Origin of the sequence: Streptomyces sp. 840.1, assembly GCF_003751445.1 — a bacterium.
Lineage (GTDB): Bacteria > Actinomycetota > Actinomycetes > Streptomycetales > Streptomycetaceae > Streptomyces.
Genome location: NZ_RJUU01000001.1, coordinates 3,817,747 through 3,837,881, shown reverse-complemented (window position 1 = coordinate 3,837,881; position 20,135 = coordinate 3,817,747). Strand labels below are relative to the sequence as shown.

Sequence of the window (20,135 nt, the reverse complement as noted above, 5' to 3'; positions counted from 1 at the left end):
GTGCCTGTATATCAACGATCCTCCGCGCGGAGCGGCAGCGTCCGCGCGGAGGGCCACTTGAGTTTCTACCGTCGGGGCTGGGCGTCCAGCACCTGCTGGAGCGCCTCGAACTCCTCGACGCACTTGCCGGATCCGAGCGCGACGGAGTCCAGCGGGTCCTCGGCGATGTGGATCGGCATGCCCGTCTCGTGCCGGAGCCGCTCGTCCAGTCCGCGCAGCAGCGCGCCGCCGCCGGTGAGGACGATGCCCCGGTCCATGACGTCGCCGGAGAGCTCCGGCGGGCACTTGTCGAGCGTCGTCTTGACCGCGTCGACGATCGCGTTGACCGGCTCCTCGATCGCCTTGCGGACCTCGGTCGCGGAGATGACCACGGTCTTGGGCAGGCCCGAGACGAGGTCACGGCCGCGGATCTCGGTGTGCTCGTCCTTCTCCAGCTCGAACGCCGACCCGATGGTGATCTTGATCTGTTCGGCGGTGCGCTCACCGAGGAGGAGCGAGTACTCCTTCTTGATGTGCTGGATGATCGCGTTGTCCAGCTCGTCACCGGCGACCCGGATCGACTGGGCGGTGACGATCCCGCCGAGCGAGATGACCGCGACCTCGGTGGTGCCGCCGCCGATGTCCACGACCATGTTGCCGGTGGCCTCGTGGACCGGGAGACCGGAGCCGATGGCCGCCGCCATGGGCTCCTCGATGATGTGCACCTGGCGCGCGCCGGCCTGCGTCGACGCCTCGATGACGGCGCGTCGCTCGACCCCTGTGATGCCGGAGGGCACACAGACGACGACGCGCGGGCGGGCCAGGTAGCGGCGCTTGTGGATCTTCAGGATGAAGTAGCGGAGCATCCGCTCCGTGATCTCGAAGTCGGCGATCACGCCGTCCTTCAGTGGCCGTACGGCAACGATGTTGCCCGGTGTACGGCCGATCATCTTCTTGGCCTCGGCGCCGACCGCCAGGATGCCGCCGGTGTTGGTGTTGATGGCCACGACGGACGGCTCGTTAAGAACGATGCCGCGCCCCCTGACGTACACCAGCGTGTTGGCAGTCCCGAGGTCGATAGCCATGTCACGGCCGATGAACGACATTGAGTTCCCCTTGTTCCCCATGAGGATGCGTCGGGCCTTCCCAAGCGAAAGCGATGGCTTGTTTTGGTAGGCGAGATGAGCGCTGCGGGCGTGGAAGCTTCCATCGTAGTGCCGGACACGCCGACACAGCGCGAGGGTCCTTCGCCATGCTGAGCAGAACGGGTGGCCGTCCCACTCATGGTGACGTTACGTCGGGGGGATGCGTTCCCGCGATCGGTGGCCCTATGCCGAAGGGCGACCGAATTACTTCGGTCGCCCCAGGTCATGAGCGCTGTTTGGCGGAGCGAAGTTCAGGAAAGTCCCGGAAAGAAGAGCTTCATTTCTCGCTCTGCGGACTCCTCGGAGTCCGAGGCGTGGATGAGGTTCTCCCGGGTGATCGTGCCGAAGTCACCGCGGATCGAGCCGGGCGCGGCGGCGATCGGGTCGGTCGGGCCGGCCAGGGCACGGACGCCCTCGATCACCCGCTCGCCCTCCGCCACCAGAGCGACGACCGGACCGGACTGCATGAACTCGACGAGCGGCTCGTAGAACGGCCGGCCCACGTGCTCGGCGTAGTGCTGCTCCAGGGTGGCCCGGTCGAGGGTACGCAGCTCCAGCGCGGTGATCTTCCAGCCGGCCTTGCGCTCGATGCGGCCGACGATCTCGCCGACCAGACCGCGACGGACGGCGTCGGGCTTCAGAAGAACGAGGGTGCGCTGGGTCATGTGCGGCTCCTTGCAGACATACGGGTCAGGCATACGGGTGCGGTGAGGCGAGATTACAGGGGCCCGCTGAACGCCCCTCGGCCGGGTTTGACCGCGCGGGGACGAGCTCCCCCGCTCAGGTACCGGCCGGGGCCTGCGCCGCCTCCTGCGCGGCCCACCGGGCCTTCACCTCGTCGATCTTGCGGCCGTAGTGCACCGAGGCCCACCACAGACCGCCGAAGACCACCCCGAGGATGAACATCATCGGCACCACGAAGCCGCTGGCGACCAGCGCGACCTGGAGCGCCCAGCCGAGGTGCACACCACCGGGACGGGTGATCACCCCGCAGAGCAGCACGGAGAGCAGCATGCCGACACCGCAGACCGTCCACACCGTCGCGGACGACAGGTCGTCGGACTTCATCGCGACGAGTCCGGCGAAGCCGATCACGAAGAACTCACCGATCAGCGTCGATGCACAGAGCGTACGCACGTGGGTCAGCGCCTTCCCAGAAGCAGCCGGGCCTCGCCGACCGTGATCACGGATCCGGTCACCAGCACCCCGGCGCCCGCGTACTCGTCCTCTTCCTCGGCGAGGGTGATCGCCGCCTCCAGCGCGTCGTCGAGACGGGGTTCGACCTGCACCCGCTCGTTGCCGAAGACCTCGACGGCGACGCCGGCCAGCTCGTCCGCGTCCATCGCGCGGCCGCTGGAGTTCTGGGTGATGACGACCTCGGCGAAGATCGACTCGAAGGCCTCCAGGAGCCCCCGCACGTCCTTGTCGCCGCTGGCCCCGACCACGCCGATCAGCCGGGAGAAGCCGAACGCCTCGGAGAGCCCCTCGGCGGCGGCGCGGGCGCCGGCCGGGTTGTGGGCGGCGTCCAGGACGACGGTCGGGCTGGAGCGGACGACCTCCAGGCGGCCGGGCGAGATCACCGCGGCGAAGGCCTTGCGGACGATGTCGGCGTCGAGCGATCCGGCCTGCTCTGCGCCGATCCCGAAGAACGCCTCCACGGCACAGAGCGCCACCACGGCGTTGTGCGCCTGGTGGGCGCCGTACAGCGGGAGGAAGATGTTGTCGTACTCGCCGCCCAGGCCGCGCAGCGTCAGCAGCTGCCCGCCGACCGCGACCTCCCGGGAGACGACCCCGAACTCCATGCCCTCGCGGGCCACCGTGGCGTCCGCCGCGACAGCCTTCTTCAGCATCACCTGAGCGGCGTCCACCGGCTGCTGCGCCAGGATGACCGTCGCGCCCTGCTTGATGATCCCGGACTTCTCCACCGCGATCTCGCCGGGCGTGGAGCCCAGCCGGTCGGTGTGGTCCAGGGAGATCGGGGTGACGACCGCGACCGTCGCGTCGATCACGTTCGTCGCGTCCCAGCTGCCGCCCATGCCGACCTCGACGACGGCGACGTCGACCGGCGCGTCGGCGAATGCCGCGTACGCCATGCCGGTGAGCACCTCGAAGAAGGAGAGCCGGTAGGGCTGCTGCGCGTCGACCATCTCGACGTACGGCTTGATGTCCTGGTACGTCTCGACGAACCGCTCGGCGTCCATCGGCGCGCCGTCCAGGCTGATCCGCTCGGTGATCGACTGGACGTGCGGCGAGGTGTAGCGGCCGGTGCGCAGCTCGAAGGCGCCGAGCAGGCCTTCGATCATGCGGGCCGTGCTCGTCTTGCCGTTGGTACCGGTGATGTGGATGGAGGGGTAGGCGCGCTGCGGGTCACCGAGCGTGTCCATCAGCGCGGCGATGCGCGCCACGGACGGCTCCAGCTTCGTCTCCCCCCAGCGCCCGGCGAGCTCCTGCTCCACCGCGCGCAGCGCCTTGTCCACCTCCGGATCGGCGGGGCGGGCGGGGACCTCGTCGCCCTGCGGCGGACCGGAGGCGGCGCGCAGTGTGCGGCTCCCGGCCTCGATCACCGCCAGGTCGGGGTCGCGCTGGGTCTCTTCGTCGACGATCTCCGCGAAGGTGTCGTCGGGATCGGACGCGTCGTGCCGGTCTGAAGGGCGGGGCTCACTCACAGGACCAGTCTACGGATGGGCACCGACATCGCGCGCAGCGCCCGGCGGCCCGGGTACGGCGGAGCCCCCGCGCTCCCGGCAGGCCGGGTTCGCGGGGGCTCCGTGCTCGGACCGTCAGCCCTTGGGCAGGGCGTCGAGCTGGCTGGTGATCCGCTCGATGTCGGTCTCGGCCTTGGTGAGCCGGCCACGGATCTTGTCGACCACGTTGTCCGGGGCCTTGGCCAGGAACGCCTCGTTGCCGAGCTTCCCGGTGGCCTGCGCCTTCTCCTTGCGGGCCGCCTCCAGGTCCTTCGTCAGCCGCTTGCGCTCGGCCTCGATGTCGATCGTGCCGGACAGGTCGAGCGCGACCGTGGCGCCCGCGACGGGCAGCGACGCGGTGGCGTGGAAGCCGTCCCCGGCCGGCTGCAGGCGCAGCAGCTGGCGGATGGCCGCCTCGTGCGGGGCGAGCGGCGTGCCGGTCAGGGTGAGCTCGGCCGGAACCTTCTGGCCGGGCTGCAGGCCCTGGTCGGAGCGGAAGCGGCGGACCTCGGTGACGACCTGCTGGACGAGCTCGATCTCCTTCTCGGCCGCGTCGTCGCGGAAGCCGCTGTCCTGCGGCCACTCGGCGATGACGACCGACTCGCGGCCGGTGAGCGCGGTCCAGAGCGTCTCCGTGACGAACGGGACGACCGGGTGCAGCAGGCGCAGCATCACGTCGAGGACCTCGCCCAGGACCCGGCCCGAGACCTCGGCCGGACGGCCGCCGCCGAAGAACGTGGTCTTGGACAGCTCGACGTACCAGTCGAAGACCTCGTCCCAGGCGAAGTGCCGGAGGGACTCGCTGAGCTTGGAGAACTGGTAGTCGTCGTAGAACGCGTCGACTTCGGCGACCGTCTTGTTGAGGCGGGACAGGATCCAGCGGTCGGTCACCGACATCTCGTCGGCGGACGGCAGCTCGCCCTCGATCGTCGCGCCGTTCATCAGCGCGAAGCGGGTGGCGTTCCAGATCTTGTTGGAGAACTTGGCGGAACCCTGGACCCACTCCTCGCCGATCGGCACGTCCGTACCCGGGTTGGCGCCGCGCGCCAGGGTGAAACGGAGCGCATCGGAGCCGTACTTGTCCATCCAGTCCAGCGGGTTGACCACGTTGCCGAAGGACTTCGACATCTTCTTGCCGTGCTCGTCGCGGACCATGCCGTGCAGGACGATCGTCCCGAACGGCGGGACGCCGTCGTTGACGTACAGGCCGAACATCATCATCCGGGCGACCCAGAAGAAGAGGATGTCGTAGCCGGTGACCAGGACGGAGTTCGGGTAGAACTTCGCGAGGCTGTCGGTCTGTTCGGGCCAGCCGAGCGTGGAGAACGGCCACAGGCCGGAGGAGAACCAGGTGTCCAGGACATCGCTGTCCTGGGTCCAGCCCTCGCCGGTGGGCGCCTCGTCGTCCGGCCCGACGCAGACGACCTCGCCGTTCGGGCCGTACCAGACGGGAATGCGGTGGCCCCACCAGAGCTGGCGCGAGATCGTCCAGTCGTGGAGGTTGTCGACCCAGTCGAAGTACCGCTTCTCCATCTCCTGCGGGTGGATCTTGACCTTGCCGTCGCGGACGGCGTCACCGGCCGCCTTGGCGAGCGGTTCGACCTTGACCCACCACTGGAGGGAGAGGCGCGGCTCGATGGTCGTCTTGCAGCGCGAGCAGTGCCCGACGGAGTGGACGTAGGGTCGCTTCTCGGCGACGATCCGGCCGTCGGCGCGCAGGGCGGCGACGATGGCGGAGCGGGCCTCCAGCCGGTCCAGACCCTGGAACGGGCCGGGGACGGTGATCACGGCGCGCTCGTCCAGGACGGTGAGGAACGGCAGGTCGTGGCGCTTGCCGATCTCGAAGTCGTTCGGGTCGTGCGCGGGGGTCACCTTGACGGCGCCGGTGCCGAACTCGGGGTCGACGTGGTGGTCGGCGACGACCGGGATCGTGCGGTCGGTCAGCGGCAGCTTGATCTGCCGGCCGACCAGGTGCTTGTAGCGCTCGTCGTCGGGGTGGACGGCGACGGCGGTGTCACCGAGCATCGTCTCGGCACGGGTGGTGGCGACGACGATGGTCTCGTCGCCCTCGCCGTACTTCATGGAGACGAGCTCGCCGTCGTCCTCCTGGTACTCGACCTCGATGTCGGAGATCGCGGTGAGGCAGCGCGGACACCAGTTGATGATGCGCTCGGCGCGGTAGATCAGCCCGTCGTCGTACATCCGCTTGAAGACGGTCTGGACGGCCTTGGACAGGCCCTCGTCCATGGTGAACCGCTCGCGGGACCAGGCGACGCCCTCGCCCAGGCGGCGCATCTGGCCGGAGATCTGGCCGCCGGACTCGTCCTTCCACTGCCAGACGCGCTCGACGAAGGCCTCGCGGCCCAGGTCGTGGCGGGACTTGCCCTCCTTGCCGAGCTCGCGCTCGACGACGTTCTGGGTGGCGATGCCGGCGTGGTCCATGCCCGGCTGGTAGAGCGCCTCGAAGCCCTGCATCCGCTTGCGGCGGACCAGCGCGTCGATCAGCGTGTGCTCGAAGGCGTGCCCGAGGTGCAGGGAGCCGGTGACGTTGGGCGGCGGGATGACGATGGAGTACGGGGGCTTGTCGCTGTTCTCGTCCGCCTCGAAGTAACCACGTTCTACCCAGCGCTCGTACAGCTTCCCCTCTACCTCGGCCGGCGTGTACTGGGTCGGCAGTTCGGGGTTGCTGGCTGGCTGCTGCGCTGCGTTCTCGGTCACGCGACACAGTTTAGGGCCGTCACAGTCGTGCGCTGAAACCGGTTTGTTCGGTAACGGTGTGCCTCCCGGTGCCCCACGTACGCGGGACGTCCGTCAGGATGTTCGGAACGCATAAGAACGCTTGAGCTTCACGAACAGGGGAATCCGCAGATGAGCTTCAACCAGCCGGGCCCGTACGACGGACAGCAGCCCCAGGGCCAGCCCGGCCCGTACGGCCAGCAGCCTGGTCCCTACGGTGGCCCGCCGCCGCAGGGCCAGCCGCCGCAGGGCCAGCCCGGTTACGGGTACCCGCAGCAGGCCCCCCAGGGCGTCCCGCCGCAGCAGCAGCCCCCGCAGCCGGGCTACGGCTACCCCCAGGCCCAGCAGCCCGGCCCGTACGGCCAGCAGCCCCCCACTCCCCCGTACGGCGGCCAGCCGGTCTACGGCCAGCAGCCCGGGTTCCCCCCGGCCCAGCCGCCGAAGAAGAAGACCGGCCTGATCATCGGCGGCGTGATCGTGGCGCTCGCGGTCATAGGCGGCGGCGTGTACTTCCTGACGTCGGGCGGCGGCGCGAGCAACAGCGACGTGGCGGACTCCACGAAGGGGTACAAGCTGACGCCTTCGGCGACGCTGGACGGTTACAAGAAGGGCGACGCCGGCGGGACACCTTCGGGGCCGGCCACCGGCAAGAACAAGACCACGCTGGAGGATCTGGGCGTCAAGGACCCCCAGCAGGTCGGGGCCACTTACCAGGCCGGCTCCGAGGACAATCCCACCGCCGGGCTCAAGTCCATCACGCTCTCGGGCTTCTGGGGCGATGTCACCGATCCCGCGAAGGTCATCGACAACGCCTTCAACGACGCGGAGGACTCCTTCAAGAAGGGCTCCGACGGGATGGAAATACAGCGCGTCGGCAGCCCCAAGGCCGTCAGTCCAGCCGGCTTCAAGGGCGCCCTCATGAAGTGCCAGGACCTGAAGGTGCTGAACAAGGAAGGCGACGGCACCGCCGAAAAGGGACCCAAGGAATTCACCATCCCGACGTGCGTCTGGGCGGACTACAGCACGGTGGGCACAGTGATCGGGGTCGATGTCGCTCTGTCCATGACCGGCAAGGGGATGCCCCAGGACGAGGTCGCGGGCCTCACCGCCAAGCTCTACAACACCTCCCGCACCAAGGTCTGATCCAGCGCACCGCAACGCGAAGGGGCGCCCAGCCAGTTCACCTGGCCGGGCGCCCCTTCGCGTACGTGTCTACGGCGCAGCCGTCACGCCGACTTCTCGTGCCGCCCGTCGTCGCCCTTGCCGATCGTCCGCGGCTCGCGCGGGACCAGGGTCGGGTTGACGTTGTTGCGGACCACGTCCGCCGTGATGACGACCCGGGCGACGTCCTTGCGGGACGGCACCTCGTACATCACGGACTGGAGGACCTCCTCCATGATGGCGCGCAGACCGCGCGCGCCGGTCTGGCGCAGGATCGCCTGGTCGGCGATGGCCTCCAGGGCCTCGCGCTCGAACTCCAGCTCCACACCGTCGAGTTCGAACAACCGCTGGTACTGCTTCACCAGCGCGTTGCGCGGCTCGATGAGGATCTGGAGCAGGGCCTCGCGGTCCAGGTTGTGGACCGAGGTCAGGACCGGGAGGCGGCCGATGAACTCGGGGATCATCCCGAACTTCACCAGGTCCTCCGGCATGACCTCCTGGAACTGGTCGCTCGCCTGGATCTCCAGCTTGGAGCGGATCGTGGCGCCGAAGCCGATGCCCTTGGCGCCGGCCCGGGACTCGATGATCTTCTCCAGGCCGGAGAACGCGCCGCCCACGATGAACAGCACGTTCGTCGTGTCGATCTGGATGAACTCCTGGTGCGGGTGCTTCCGGCCGCCCTGCGGCGGTACGGAGGCGGTGGTGCCCTCCAGGATCTTCAGCAGGGCCTGCTGGACGCCCTCGCCCGATACATCGCGGGTGATCGACGGGTTCTCGCTCTTGCGGGCGACCTTGTCGATCTCGTCGATGTAGATGATCCCGGTCTCGGCCTTCTTGACGTCGTAGTCAGCGGCCTGGATGAGCTTCAGCAGGATGTTCTCGACGTCCTCGCCGACATAGCCGGCCTCCGTCAGTGCCGTCGCGTCCGCGATGGCGAACGGGACGTTGAGCATGCGGGCCAGTGTCTGCGCGAGGAGGGTCTTGCCCGAACCCGTGGGGCCCAGCAGCAGGATGTTGGACTTGGCGAGCTCGATCGCGTCGTCACGGCTCGCCCCGCCGCCGTTCTCCCCGGCCTGGACCCGCTTGTAGTGGTTGTACACAGCGACCGAGAGAGCCTTCTTCGCGGGCTCCTGGCCTACGACGTACCCCTCGAGGAACTCGTAGATCTCGCGCGGCTTGGGAAGTTCCTCCCACCGCACCTCGGAGGTCTCCGCGAGCTCCTCCTCGATGATCTCGTTGCAGAGATCAATGCACTCGTCGCAGATGTACACACCGGGTCCCGCGATGAGCTTCTTCACCTGCTTCTGGCTCTTTCCGCAGAACGAGCACTTGAGCAGGTCGCCGCCATCACCGATGCGTGCCACGAGGTGCTTCCCCTTCGCCTGGGAGACGCCTGGTTCAGCGGCTCCTGGTGCCTCTATCCGACGGTACCTTGCCTGGCCCCCCGTTCGGGCCCCCCTTGGCACGGTTCACACGGCCGGGGCCGGGTGACCCTGCCGTACCAAGGGGTAAAGGCCGACGTCAGGCGGCCGCTCCGGCCGCGCTCTTGCGGGTTGCGACGATCTGGTCGACCAGACCGTAGGCCAAGGCGTCGTCGGCGGTCAGGATCTTGTCGCGCTCGATGTCGTCGCGGATCTTCTCGATCGGCGTGGTGGAGTGCTTGGCCAGCAGCTCCTCCAGCTGGGTCCGCATCCGCAGGATCTCGTTGGCCGCGATCTCCAGGTCGGAGAGCTGCTCACGGCCGGTCTGCGAGGACGGCTGGTGGATCAGGATACGCGCGTTCGGCAGCGCCAGGCGCTTGCCCGGGGTGCCGGCGGCGAGCAGCACGGCCGCGGCGGAGGCCGCCTGGCCCATGCAGACCGTCTGGATGTCCGGCTTCACGAACTGCATCGTGTCGTAGATCGCGGTGAGCGCGGTGAACGAGCCGCCGGGGCTGTTGATGTAGATCGAGATGTCCCGGTCCGGGTCCATCGACTCCAGGCACAGCAGCTGCGCCATGACGTCGTTGGCGGAGGCGTCGTCGATCTGCACTCCGAGGAAGATCACGCGCTCCTCGAAGAGCTTCGCGTACGGGTCGTACTCACGCACGCCCTGCGAGGTGCGCTCCACGAAGCGCGGCACGATGTAGCGGTTGTCCACCTGCGGGCCGGTGTAGAGGCCGCTCGCGGAGGCGCCGGAGAAGTTGTTCATGTGGGTGTTCACCATCCTGGTGGCGTTCTGTGGGCTGGGTGTCTCGGCGTACGAGAGATGCGGTGCGGTAGGGCGCGGTCCGGTGGGAGCCGGATCAGGCGCCGGTGCCGCCGCCGCCCGGAACGCCCGACGCGATCGTGATGATCTCGTCGATGAGGCCGTAGTCCTTGGCCTCCTCCGCGGTGTACCAGCGGTCGCGGTCGCCGTCGCGGATGATCGTCTCCACGGTCTGGCCGGAGTGGCGGGCGGTGATCTCCGCCATCCGCTGCTTGGTGCGCAGCAGGTACTGGGCCTGGATCTTGATGTCCGAGGCCGTACCGCCGATACCGGCCGAACCCTGGTGCATGAGGATGTCGGTGTTCGGGAGCGCGAAGCGCTTGCCGGCGGTGCCGCCGGTGAGCAGGAACTGGCCCATCGAGGCCGCCATGCCCATACCGATGGTGACCACGTCGTTCGGGATGTACTGCATGGTGTCGTAGACCGCCATGCCGGCCGTCACCGAACCACCGGGGCTGTTGATGTAGAGGTAGATGTCCTTGTCGGGGTCGGCGGCAAGGAGAAGCAGCTGCGCGGTGATCTTGTTGGCGATGTCATCGTCGACCTGCTGGCCGAGGAAGATGATGCGCTCGCCGAGCAGTCGGCTGTAGACCTGGTCACCGAGGCCTCCACCGAGGGACGGCTCTCCGGCGGCGTAGGGCATCAGATTCGTCACGTATCCACCTGCTCGTCTCTGACGGCTCCGGCCGTCTCAGCGTCTTCGTACCGGGTGGGCCGGGACTCCCCGACCCTTCCTATTCATGGACCCTAACGCGCAGGTGGGACAACGCCATCCCGCTTCCCCAACTGTTCGCTGGGAGCGCAAGCTCCGCAGTCCGCACACGGGTTGTGGGGAGTGTCCACCGATACGACGACGGGCCCCGGACGCGATTGCGTCCGGAGCCCGTCTGCGGGTTCAGCGCGAGGCTCAGGCCTCGGTCTTCTCCGCGGCCTCGCCGGCCTCGGCGTCGGTGGTGCCCTCGACCGCCTCGGTGCCCTCCTCCTCGTCGTCCTCCAGCTCGACGACCTCGCCATTGGTGTCGACGACCTTGGCGGCCTCGACGACCACGGCCAGCGCCTTGCCGCGGGCGACCTCGCCGACGAGCATCGGCACCTGGCCGCCCTCGACGACGGCCTGGGCGAACTGGTCGGGGCTCATGCCGGAGGACTGCGCACGCCGCATGAGGTGCTCGGTGAGCTCCTCCTGGTTGACGTTCAGCTTCTCCTTGTTGACGAGCTCGTCAAGGATGAACTGGGTCTTGATGCCCTTGACGGCCTGCTCGGACGTCTCCGCCTCGAACTCCTCGAGGGTCTTGCCCTGGATCTCCAGGTACTTCTCCAGGTCGAGACCCATCTGGCCGAGCTGGTGGTGCTCCAGGTTGTGCTTGCGGGTCTGGACCTCGTCCGCGAGCAGCTTCTCGGGGATCGGGACCTCGGCGAGCTTCAGGAGCTCCTCCAGGACCCGCTCCTGGGCCTGGGTGGCCTGGTCGTACTGCTTGGTGCTCTCCAGCCGCTTGCGGCTGTCGGCCTTGAGCTCGTCGAGCGTGTCGAACTCGCTCGCCATCTGGGCGAACTCGTCGTCCAGCTCCGGAAGCTCACGGGCGGCGACCGCGGTGACCTTGACGGTGACCTCGGCCTCCTTGCCCTCGGCCGAGCCGCCCTTCAGCTCGGAGGTGAAGGTGGCCTCGCCACCCGCCTCCAGGCCGGTCACGGCGGCGTCGATGCCCTCGAGGAGCTCGCCGGAACCGATGGTGTACGAGACACCCTCGGCCACGCCGTCCTCCAGGACCTCGCCCTCGACCTTGGCGGTCAGGTCGATCGTCACGACGTCGCCTTCGGCGGCGGCGCGCTCGACCGGGTTGGTCGAGGCGAAGCGCTCACGGAGCTGCTCCACGGCCTTCTCGATGTCCTCGTCGCTGACCTCGAGGGCGTCGACGGTGACCTCGATGCCGGAGTAGTCCGGAATCTCGATCTCGGGGCGTACGTCAACCTCGGCGGTGAAGGCCAGCAGTTCGCCGTCCTTCAGCTCCGTGATGTCGACCTCCGGCTGGCCGAGGACGTTGAGCTCTCCCTCGTTGACGGCCTCGGTGTAGAACTTCGGGAGCGCGTCGTTGACGGCCTCCTCCAGCACAGCACCACGGCCGAACCGCTGGTCGATGACCCGGTTGGGGATCTTGCCCTTGCGGAACCCCTTCACCGTGACCTGCTGGTTGATCTTCTTGTACGCCGCGTCGAGGCTGTCCTTGAGCTCCTCGAAGGGCACCTCAATGCTGAGCCGAACCCGGGTCGGGTTCAGGGTCTCCACGGCGCTCTTCACGGTTCGGTCTCCTTGTGGCTGACTTCTTGGGGTTCTGCTCCACCGCACACGAGGCGGCTTCGCGGACCGAGCCCGGTACATCAGACACACGGGCACGCATTTTGCATAGTAACGGCAAGGTGGAGAACTCCCACAATGCGATCTTGCCGGTGGTCGGGGTGGCCGGATTCGAACCGACGACCTTCCGCTCCCAAAGCGGACGCGCTACCAAGCTGCGCCACACCCCGTCGGTGCGACACGTAGGGTACATGCAGACCGGCAGTACATCGGCCGCTTTTCCAAGTGCGTCGCCCGATACGACACCGGGTGCGGGATCGGGTGTGCGGGCAGCGCCCGCGACCCGCTACGATGCTTCTCGTGCCGCGGTCCTCGTGACCTGCGGTGCGGTGCATGCGGGCGTAGCTCAATGGTAGAGCACTAGTCTTCCAAACTAGCTACGCGGGTTCGATTCCCGTCGCCCGCTCCATGGCTCGGGCCCGGCCCGGCGTCATCCTCTTCGGATGGCTGCCGGACCGGGCCTTTTGCGTTCACCTGGCTTCCCGCGCAGGCGCGCGCATGCGCGCGCCCCGGAGTTCCCCGCACCGCGCCCCGGGCCGGCGTGCGGGCCGGGACGCGGTGCGGGGTCAGAAGCTGATCTGGTTGATGCTCTGCGCTATCGAGTCCATGAACTTCTGGATCGACGGCGCCATGCCGGTCGATGCCAGGAAGAAGCCGAAGAGCACCGCGACGAGCGCGGGTCCGGCCTTGATGGAGCCGCCTCGGATCAGGACCACCAGGATGATCGCCAAAAGAAGCACCACAGACAGTGAAATGGCCACGACTGATCACACCCTCGGTCGGTCCGCCTTGCCGGCCCGGAAGCGTGCGGCCGCGCACACCTCCGTTGTCGTCCATCGTGCCACCAACTCCCCTGTGGTCGCTGCCGCCTGACGAAGCGACCAGTCGGTATCGCGCCATCTTGCGCCGGTTGTGCACCGGCTCACGGCGCCCGGGGGCGGCCGCCGGTCCAGTGCCCGCACGGCGGGAGCGGGAAACGTGCGAAGTAATGATCCGATGAACGGAAATGATCTGCGACGGTGATCGTTTCCTTACCCACACACTTTATTCACAGGCAATTTCCGGGACCGATTGCGACGTAATTCACTGTCGCCAACTGCCTGCCGATATGCACCATTTAAGGAGGATTAACACACCCATACCGGGCAAAAAAGAAAGGTTTGCCTTTTCGGCGAACGGGAACACGCGATATCCGATGGCAGTTTTACGAAATGCAATCGAGACGTCTAGGGTGTTTGAGATGTTCCACGCTCCGAACGCATTCCAGAGGGCCCCGCTCCCCCCGGCGACCCGGGAGTCGGAGCCCAGACCCCAAGAGCCGGGCCGGACCCCGGACGCATCCTCCTCGGTGGCGGTGGCGGAACGGCCCGTACAGGCCCCGCCCGCCAAGAAGCGTGACGCCTACTTCGACAACGCCAAGTACCTGGCCATCGTGCTCGTCGCGGTGGCCCACTCATGGGTGCCGGTCATGGAGGGCAGCAGAGCGGCGCGGGCGCTCTACATGGTCACGTACACCTTCCACATGCCGGCCTTCATCATCATTTCCGGTTATTTCTCGCGTTCGTTCAGCCTGACCCCCGCCAAGGTGAAGCGCCTGGTGACGGGGGTCGCCGTGCCGTACATCGTGTTCGAGACGGCGTACTCGCTGTTCCGCCGGTACGCGAACGACTCGCCCGACGTGGCGATCAGCCTGCTCGAGCCCTGGTACCTCACCTGGTTCCTGGCCGCGCTGTTCATCTGGCGACTCACCACGCCGATCTGGCAGAACCTGCGCCACCCGCTGGCGGTCTCGCTCGTGATCGCGGTCCTCGCCTCGTTCGCACCCAGCATCGGCGACGACCTCGACCTGCCGCGCGTCCTGCAGTTCCTGCCGTTCTTCGTACTCGGGCTCCAGCTCAAGCCCGAACACTTCCGGATGGTCAAGCGCCGCGAGGTGCGGCTGCTCGCCCTGCCCCTGTTCGCCGCCGCCGCGGTGTTCGCCTACTGGGCCGCGCCCCGGATGCAGCTGGGCTGGTTCCTGCGTGACTCCAGCGCCCAGGACATGGACGCCCCGTGGTGGTCCGGGGCCGTGATGACCCTCGCCCTGTTCGGCTGCGCGACGCTGCTCACCATCGGCTTCCTGGCCCTGGTGCCGCGCCGCCACATGTGGTTCACGGTGCTGGGCGCCGGGACGATCTGCGGCTATCTGCTGCACGGGTTCCTGGTGAAGGGCGCCGACTACGCGGGCCTCTTCGACAACAACGACTGGCTAATCTCGCCGACCGGTCTCGTGCTCGTCACCGTGGCCGCCTCGGCCGGGGTGACGCTGCTGTGCACGCCGCCGGTGCGGCGGGTCATGCGCTGTGTGACCGAACCGGACATGAACTGGGCGTTCCGACGGGACGCCGCCAAGATCTGAGACGGCGGGATTGAGCCAACACGGCGGAGCCGGACCCGGCCGGGTCCGGCTCCGCCGTGTTGGCTCAATCCCGCCGTTCGGTGGGTGATTCCGGTGCGGTGAGTCCGAGCAGGCTCCGCACCTGCGCATACTTCTTTGCCAGCCGGGTACGGGCCGCCGGCTCCAGCACCGCGAGGCGGGCCGGGTCCGCGTTGTGCGCGAGGTCGGACTCCTTGATCAGCAGTGCCCCCGGGGTGGCCAGGATGCGGCGGGCGTACGCCGGCAGCTCCTCGCCCTCGCGCTTGCTGACCGCGAGGACCATGTCCTTGACCTGCTGCGGCAGCGCGGCCGCCGCCAGCCAGTCCTGCGACAGAGCGTCGTCCTCGACCGCGTCGTGCAGCCAGGCGGCGGCGATCTGGTCGTCGCTGCCGCCCCGGGCCCGTACGCCGTCGGCGACGGCCGCGAGGTGTTCGGCGTACGGGCGGCCCGCCTTGTCGCGTTGGCCCTCGTGCGCCGCACGGGCGATGCGCTCGACTTCGGCCAGGGTCAGTGGTGCGCGGGGTGGCGTCATGGCCCGACTCTACGGACGGGCCGCGGCCCGGCTCAGGGCGGCGCGGGCCGGCACCAGGGCAGCGGCGAGGCCGAGGCCCACGGTGGCCGCCAGGAACGATCCGTACAGCACCGGCGGGATGTACGGGGACTCGCCGGTCAGGCCCCTCATCATCGGGACAAGCGTGGCCAGCGCGATGGCCGTGCCGAGCGCGGCCCCGGCCACGGTGACCAGCAGGGCCTCCCAGCGGATCATGCGCATGACCTGGCGGCGGGTGGAGCCGACGAGCCGGAGCATGATCAGTTCCCCTCGGCGGTCCAGGACGGTCATCACCAGCGTGTTGACCGCGGCAACGGCGGCGAATCCGCCGAGGACCGCGGCCATGACGGTGTTGGCCCAGGCGTTCAGCTCGCGGTCCCGGCTCTGCGCGGTGGCGTAGCCGGCGGCGTCGGTGACGGTGCCGAGTGCGACGAGCCGCTCCGCGCCCGCCGGATTGGCCCGTACGAGTACGTCCGATGCGTACGGCGAGGTGACGTGGCCCCGCAGATCGGCGGCGGGCAGGGTGACGAGGCCGGTCCCCAGGCCCCTGCCGTAGACCGCGACGATCCTCGGCGACGCCCTGGTGCCGTCCGGCAGGCGCAGCGCGAGGCGGTCGCCGGTGTGCAGCTTCACCGATCCCGCCAGCGTGGTGTCGATCGCGACGGTGCCGGGGGCCAGGGCGTCGAGCGATCCGGTGCGGACGTCGAGGTCCTGGACCTCGGCCAGTTCACGCCCTGAGCCGATGACTCCCTGCGCGGGGGCGCTCTGCAGCCAGGTGTCGCCGCCCGATCCGGCGGGGACGAGCACGGAGGTGCCCAGCAGTCCGACCGCGGTGGAGACGCCGGGGGTCGCGGCGGCGCGCTCGGTGGCGTCGGAGGCGAGGCCGCCCGGAGCGGAGACGATGCGGTCGGCGGTGATGGCGTCCCGCTGCTGGTGCTCGGTCGCCCGGTCCTCGCTGGTGTGCATGAAGACCAGGGTCGAGGAGAAGGCCATGGCGAGCACGATCGGTGTGATCGCGGAGGCCATCCGCCGGGAGTTGGCACGGGAGTTGGCCGCGGCCAGCGACGCCGACGGGCCGCCGGCCCGTAGCGGGAGGCCGAGCACCGAGGCGCAGATCCGGGCGATCAGCGGGCCGAGCAGGCCGACCGCGAGCATGAAGAGCATCACCACACCGAGTGCGGCGTTGGCCGCGTCCTCGCCGGTCTGCGAGGCGGCGACGCCCGCGAAGACACCGCCGCCGGCCAGCGCGGCGATGCCCAGCGGGGTGCGAATCCAGCCGAACGGCGGGCGCTCCACGGCGGACTGGGCGAGCGCGAGGCCCGGCTTCGTCCTCGCCGGGCGGCGCGCGGCGATGTATCCGGCGCCCAGCGCGGTGAGCATCGTGGCGGCGACGGCGATCGTCAGCGGCAGCCAGGAGATCCGCAGCCCGACGGCCTCCGGGACGGCGCCCTTCTCCTTGAGCTGCCCGAACCACCAGTCGGCCAGGGCGATTCCGGGCAGGCAGCCGAGCGCCGCGGCGAGCGGTGCGACGAGCAGCGACTCGGTGGCGACGGTGCGGCGCAGCTGGCGCGGGGTGGCGCCGATCGCGCGCAGCAGGGCGAACTCGCGGCTGCGCTGGCCGACGGAGAGGGCGACCGTGCCGGCGGCGGTGAAGACGGCGACCATCGTGGCGATGCCGCCGAAGGATCCGCCGAGCCCGGTGAGGAGTTCCCGGGCGTCCGCGAGGCCCGGGTCCTCGACCGCGCCCCGGTCGTTCCCGGTGCTGACCCGCACGCCCGGGGCGTGACCGACCGCGTCGGCGACCTGGCGGGCCAGGACGGACGGGCCGGTGCCTTCGGCGGCGAGCACGGCGACGGCGTCGACCCGGCCGGGGTGGCCGGAGAGCGCCACGGCCTCGCGGTCGGTGAACCACACGGTGGCGTCGTCGGTGGCGGTGCCGGAGACCCGGAAGTCCTTCGGGCCCGCCGGGGTGTCCAGCGTGACGCGGTCGCCGGGGCGGGCCTCGTGGTTGCCGGCCCCGTTGCCGGTCCTGGCGCCGGCGCCCTGGCCGGCCGAGACGACGACCTCGCCGGTGCGCGGCGCGTCGCCGGACGCGAGCCGGGTGCCGGTGAGGGCGGCGGAGCCCCAGCCGTGCGCGGTGAGGGGTGCGGCGCCCCGGTGCACGGGGTAGCCGACGTCGCCGATCGCGGTGGCGGCGCCGGGGGCGGAGGCGGCCTTCGCGACCAGCGCGTCGGGCAGCCGGGCGGTGTCCGGCAGCGCACTGGCCTCCTCGTGCCGGTCGTCCCCGCTGCCGACGGTCAGCCGGGCCTGCTGGTCGGCGGCGACGATCACCGGCGCCTCGGCGTAGCGGTCGGGCGGTACGGACGCGCGCAGGCCGGTCTCCAGCAGGATGCCGCAGGCGGAGACGATGGCCGCGGCGAGCAGGAGGGCGACGAAGGTGCCCGCGAACGACGCGGGCTTGAAGCGCACGGCCGCGCGGGCCAGGCCGTTCGGGGTGAACATCAGGCGGCGGCCCTTGCGTGGTCGGGGGCGGTGAGTGCGGCCATCCGCGCGGCGATCCGGCCGGCGCCGGCGCGGGGCAGGCTGTCCGCGATCTCGCCGTCGGCGAGGAAGAGCACGTTGTCGGCGTAGGCGGCGGCCGCCGGGTCGTGGGTGACCATCACGACGGTCGCGCCGAGGGTGTCGACCGCGTGCCGGAGCAGCTGGAGGATCTCGGCGGCGGTGGTGGTGTCGAGGGCGCCGGTCGGTTCGTCGGCGAAGATCACGTCGGGCCGGGTGACCAGTGCGCGGGCGACGGCGACGCGCTGCTGCTGGCCGCCGGAGAGCTGGCCGGGGCGCCGGCTTCCCTTGTCGCCGAGGCCGACCCGGGTGAGCATCGCGGCGGCCTCACGGCGGCTGCGGGCGGAGCCGGTGCGCTGCCCGGCCAGGCGCATGGGCAGGACGACGTTCTGCTCGACCGTGAGGGACGGGAGCAGGTTGAACGCCTGGAAGACGAAGCCGAGCCGGGTGCGGCGCAGTTCGGTGAGCTTGTTCTCGCTCATGCCGGTGATCTCCGTGCCGCCGAGGCTGACCGAGCCCGCGGTGGGGCGGTCGAGTCCGGCCGCGCACTGGAGGAAGGTGGACTTCCCGGAACCGGAGGGGCCCATCACCGCGGTGAAGCTGCCACGCGGCAGGGCGAGGTCGATGCCGCGCAGTGCGTGGACGGCCGAGCCGCCCCGGCCGTACTGCCGCCGGACACCGCGCAGTTCGACGGCCAGGTCCGCCGGGGCGGGGCCCCGGTAGCTCTGCGCCGTGCGGGACTCGCGTGCCGCCCGCACGCTCTCCCGCGCTCCCTGCCTGGTGCGCCGAAGCCCCATGCCGTCCGCCTTCCGTAGTCATCCGAGGTCATCCGTGACCGGTACCTCGAACGTACGGATCAGCGCGCCTCCGGGGCCATGGCGGCTGCTGGCGGATCGGGGGTGGGGGAAACCCCAGGGTGGACCGGAGGTGGGCCGGGGGGCTTCGCAGGTGCTCCGGAAGTGCACTGGGGGCGTCTCTGTGGTGAGCCCCCGGAAGGGCCCTGATACTTGCAACGTCAATCATTCGGTAAACTAATTACTGACGATTTCTTGACGCTCTCTTGACCAAGCGAAGGACTGGGCTCATCGGACACGCAGACACGCTCATCGCCATGGGCGGCGCCTTCCTCGCCGCCGCCGTTCTCGCCCGCGTCGGCAGCCGCATCGGGCTGCCGACCATCCCCCTGTTCATCCTGGCCGGGATCCTGCTCGGCCCGCACACCCCCGGCATCGTCCTTGTCGCCGACCCGCACGACCTGGAGATGCTCTCCGCGCTCGGCCTGGTGCTGCTGCTCTTCTACCTCGGCCTGGAGTTCCACCTCGACGACCTCAAGGCGGGCGGTCGCCGGATGGCGCTCGCCGGGGGCGCCTACCTCGCCCTGAACGTCGGCGCCGGGCTCGGCTTCGGCTTCGCGCTCGGCTGGGGCACGTCGGAGGCGCTGGTGCTGGCCGGGGTGCTCGGCATCTCCTCGTCGGCCATCGTGACCAAGGTGCTGGTCGACCTGGGCCGGATCGGCAATCCGGAGACCAAGCCGATCCTCGGCATCATCGTCGTCGAGGACGTGTTCCTCGCGCTGTACCTGGCCGCCCTCCAGCCCATCCTCTCGGGCGCGGACAGCCTCGCGGCGGCGGCGGCCGACGGCGGAAAGGCCTTCGGCTTCCTGCTGGCGCTGGCCCTGGCCGCCCGCTTCGGCACCAGGCTCATCAGCAAGCTGATCAACACCAAGGACGACGAACTCCTCGTCATCTCCTTCCTCGGCGCCGCGGTCCTGGTGGCCGGCATCTCGGAGTGGTTCGGGGTCGCGGACGCCATCGGCGCCTTCATGGTGGGCCTGATGCTCGGCAGCACGTCATCCGGTGAGCGCATCCTCAAACTGGTCCACCCGCTGCGGGACGCCTTCGGCGCGATCTTCTTCTTCGCCTTCGGCCTCTCCATCAACCCCGGCGATCTGCCGGTCGTGCTGTGGGCGGTGCTGGCCGCCGTCGCGGTGACCCTCGCCATGAACGTCCTCGCGGGAATCGCCGCGGCCAAGCTGTACGGGTTCGGACCGCAGGCCACGGCGAACATCTCCACCACCCTGGTGGCGCGCGGCGAGTTCGCGCTGATCCTCGCGACGATGGCGGCGGGCGCCGGGCTCGACGAGCGGCTCGCGCCGTTCATCGCCGGTTACGTACTCGTCCTCGCGGTCCTGGCCCCCCTGGTGGCCGGACGGTCGCACTGGCTGGCCAGGATCCTGCCGGGCGGGCGCGACACCGCACCGCTCCCGATCCGGTGACGGACCGGAAGCCGTTGACGTACGCCCGGT

General features: G+C 69.6%; 16 protein-coding genes and 2 tRNA genes. 4 read left to right on the top strand and 14 right to left on the bottom strand.

Annotation, left to right across the window (positions count from 1 at the left end; genetic code table 11):
- Nucleotides 1-65: 65 nt before the first annotated feature.
- From EDD93_RS17435 to EDD93_RS17415, 5 genes are all read right to left on the bottom strand, one after another.
- Entirely contained in the window at nt 66-1,085 is a 1,020-nt protein-coding gene (locus EDD93_RS17435; RefSeq protein WP_024492993.1) for a rod shape-determining protein, read from the bottom strand.
- Between the two features lie 290 nt (nt 1,086-1,375).
- Entirely contained in the window at nt 1,376-1,789 is a 414-nt protein-coding gene (gene ndk / locus EDD93_RS17430) for a nucleoside-diphosphate kinase (protein ID WP_024492992.1), read from the bottom strand.
- 115 nt (nt 1,790-1,904) lie between these two features.
- The gene (locus tag EDD93_RS17425; RefSeq protein WP_123526009.1) at nt 1,905-2,261 is read right to left on the bottom strand and encodes a DUF4233 domain-containing protein; all 357 of its coding nucleotides are present in this window, start codon (nt 2,259-2,261) and stop codon (nt 1,905-1,907) included.
- A 5-nt stretch (nt 2,262-2,266) separates the two neighbouring features.
- Nucleotides 2,267-3,790, bottom strand: coding sequence for a folylpolyglutamate synthase/dihydrofolate synthase family protein (locus tag EDD93_RS17420; RefSeq protein WP_123526008.1), 1,524 nt, complete (start codon nt 3,788-3,790; stop codon nt 2,267-2,269).
- Between the two features lie 114 nt (nt 3,791-3,904).
- Nucleotides 3,905-6,526 (bottom strand): valine--tRNA ligase, encoded by a 2,622-nt coding sequence (locus EDD93_RS17415; RefSeq protein WP_123526007.1) that lies wholly within the window; start codon nt 6,524-6,526, stop codon nt 3,905-3,907.
- A gap of 150 nt (nt 6,527-6,676) precedes the next feature.
- Between EDD93_RS17415 and EDD93_RS17410 the strand changes: the two genes are divergently transcribed.
- Nucleotides 6,677-7,687 carry a hypothetical protein gene (locus EDD93_RS17410; protein ID WP_123526006.1) on the top strand — a complete coding sequence of 337 codons (1,011 nt, stop codon included), beginning with the start codon at nt 6,677-6,679 and terminating at the stop codon, nt 7,685-7,687.
- Nucleotides 7,688-7,770: 83 nt separating this feature from the next.
- Here the strand turns inward: EDD93_RS17410 and clpX are convergent, their stop codons facing one another.
- The 5 genes from clpX to EDD93_RS17385 all read right to left on the bottom strand — a co-directional run bounded on the left by clpX (nt 7,771) and on the right by EDD93_RS17385 (nt 12,475).
- On the bottom strand, nt 7,771-9,069 hold the full coding sequence (gene clpX, locus EDD93_RS17405) for an ATP-dependent Clp protease ATP-binding subunit ClpX (RefSeq protein WP_123526005.1): 1,299 nt from the start codon (nt 9,067-9,069) through the stop codon (nt 7,771-7,773).
- A 157-nt stretch (nt 9,070-9,226) separates the two neighbouring features.
- Nucleotides 9,227-9,910: an ATP-dependent Clp protease proteolytic subunit gene (locus tag EDD93_RS17400; RefSeq protein WP_024492986.1), complete on the bottom strand. Its 684-nt coding sequence runs from the start codon at nt 9,908-9,910 to the stop codon at nt 9,227-9,229.
- A gap of 79 nt (nt 9,911-9,989) precedes the next feature.
- Nucleotides 9,990-10,595 carry an ATP-dependent Clp protease proteolytic subunit gene (locus EDD93_RS17395; RefSeq protein WP_164494417.1) on the bottom strand — a complete coding sequence of 202 codons (606 nt, stop codon included), beginning with the start codon at nt 10,593-10,595 and terminating at the stop codon, nt 9,990-9,992.
- Between the two features lie 264 nt (nt 10,596-10,859).
- Nucleotides 10,860-12,248, bottom strand: coding sequence for a trigger factor (gene tig / locus EDD93_RS17390; protein ID WP_123526004.1), 1,389 nt, complete (start codon nt 12,246-12,248; stop codon nt 10,860-10,862).
- A gap of 150 nt (nt 12,249-12,398) precedes the next feature.
- Nucleotides 12,399-12,475, bottom strand: a tRNA-Pro gene (locus EDD93_RS17385).
- A gap of 165 nt (nt 12,476-12,640) precedes the next feature.
- On the opposite strand from EDD93_RS17385, the gene EDD93_RS17380 reads away from it, so the two are divergent.
- Nucleotides 12,641-12,714: transfer RNA gene (locus tag EDD93_RS17380), tRNA-Gly, on the top strand.
- A gap of 157 nt (nt 12,715-12,871) precedes the next feature.
- Here EDD93_RS17380 and EDD93_RS17375 read toward each other — a convergent pair.
- Nucleotides 12,872-13,066: a hypothetical protein gene (locus EDD93_RS17375; RefSeq protein ID WP_123526003.1), complete on the bottom strand. Its 195-nt coding sequence runs from the start codon at nt 13,064-13,066 to the stop codon at nt 12,872-12,874.
- 479 nt (nt 13,067-13,545) lie between these two features.
- On the opposite strand from EDD93_RS17375, the gene EDD93_RS17370 reads away from it, so the two are divergent.
- Nucleotides 13,546-14,703, top strand: a complete 1,158-nt coding sequence (locus tag EDD93_RS17370) for an acyltransferase family protein (RefSeq protein WP_123526002.1) — start codon at nt 13,546-13,548, stop codon at nt 14,701-14,703.
- A 64-nt stretch (nt 14,704-14,767) separates the two neighbouring features.
- Here EDD93_RS17370 and EDD93_RS17365 read toward each other — a convergent pair whose 3' ends face one another.
- From EDD93_RS17365 to EDD93_RS17355, 3 genes are read right to left on the bottom strand one after another with little or no spacing between them, the layout of a single operon-like run.
- Nucleotides 14,768-15,253 carry an HD domain-containing protein gene (locus EDD93_RS17365; protein WP_123526001.1) on the bottom strand — a complete coding sequence of 162 codons (486 nt, stop codon included), beginning with the start codon at nt 15,251-15,253 and terminating at the stop codon, nt 14,768-14,770.
- Nucleotides 15,254-15,262: 9 nt separating this feature from the next.
- The gene (locus tag EDD93_RS17360) at nt 15,263-17,773 is read right to left on the bottom strand and encodes an FtsX-like permease family protein (RefSeq protein WP_123526000.1); all 2,511 of its coding nucleotides are present in this window, start codon (nt 17,771-17,773) and stop codon (nt 15,263-15,265) included.
- On the bottom strand, nt 17,773-18,627 hold the full coding sequence (locus tag EDD93_RS17355; RefSeq protein WP_123525999.1) for an ABC transporter ATP-binding protein: 855 nt from the start codon (nt 18,625-18,627) through the stop codon (nt 17,773-17,775). Before EDD93_RS17355 ends, EDD93_RS17360 begins: the two co-directional genes overlap by 1 nt.
- 314 nt (nt 18,628-18,941) lie before the next feature.
- On the opposite strand from EDD93_RS17355, the gene EDD93_RS17350 reads away from it, so the two are divergent.
- Complete coding sequence (locus EDD93_RS17350; RefSeq protein WP_123525998.1) at nt 18,942-20,105, top strand: cation:proton antiporter; 1,164 nt, start codon at nt 18,942-18,944, stop codon at nt 20,103-20,105.
- Nucleotides 20,106-20,135 lie beyond the last annotated feature (30 nt).

Coding starts and splice junctions, on each gene's coding strand:
- EDD93_RS17435 (WP_024492993.1), bottom strand. CDS start 1,085: ATGTCGTTCATCGGCCGTGACATGGCTATCGACCTCGGGACTGCCAAC.
- ndk (WP_024492992.1), bottom strand. CDS start 1,789: ATGACCCAGCGCACCCTCGTTCTTCTGAAGCCCGACGCCGTCCGTCGC.
- EDD93_RS17410 (WP_123526006.1), top strand. CDS start 6,677: ATGAGCTTCAACCAGCCGGGCCCGTACGACGGACAGCAGCCCCAGGGC.
- EDD93_RS17400 (WP_024492986.1), bottom strand. CDS start 9,910: ATGGTGAACACCCACATGAACAACTTCTCCGGCGCCTCCGCGAGCGGC.
- EDD93_RS17395 (WP_164494417.1), bottom strand. CDS start 10,595: ATGCCCTACGCCGCCGGAGAGCCGTCCCTCGGTGGAGGCCTCGGTGAC.
- EDD93_RS17370 (WP_123526002.1), top strand. CDS start 13,546: ATGTTCCACGCTCCGAACGCATTCCAGAGGGCCCCGCTCCCCCCGGCG.
- EDD93_RS17365 (WP_123526001.1), bottom strand. CDS start 15,253: ATGACGCCACCCCGCGCACCACTGACCCTGGCCGAAGTCGAGCGCATC.
- EDD93_RS17360 (WP_123526000.1), bottom strand. CDS start 17,773: ATGTTCACCCCGAACGGCCTGGCCCGCGCGGCCGTGCGCTTCAAGCCC.
- EDD93_RS17355 (WP_123525999.1), bottom strand. CDS start 18,627: ATGGGGCTTCGGCGCACCAGGCAGGGAGCGCGGGAGAGCGTGCGGGCG.
- EDD93_RS17350 (WP_123525998.1), top strand. CDS start 18,942: ATGGGCGGCGCCTTCCTCGCCGCCGCCGTTCTCGCCCGCGTCGGCAGC.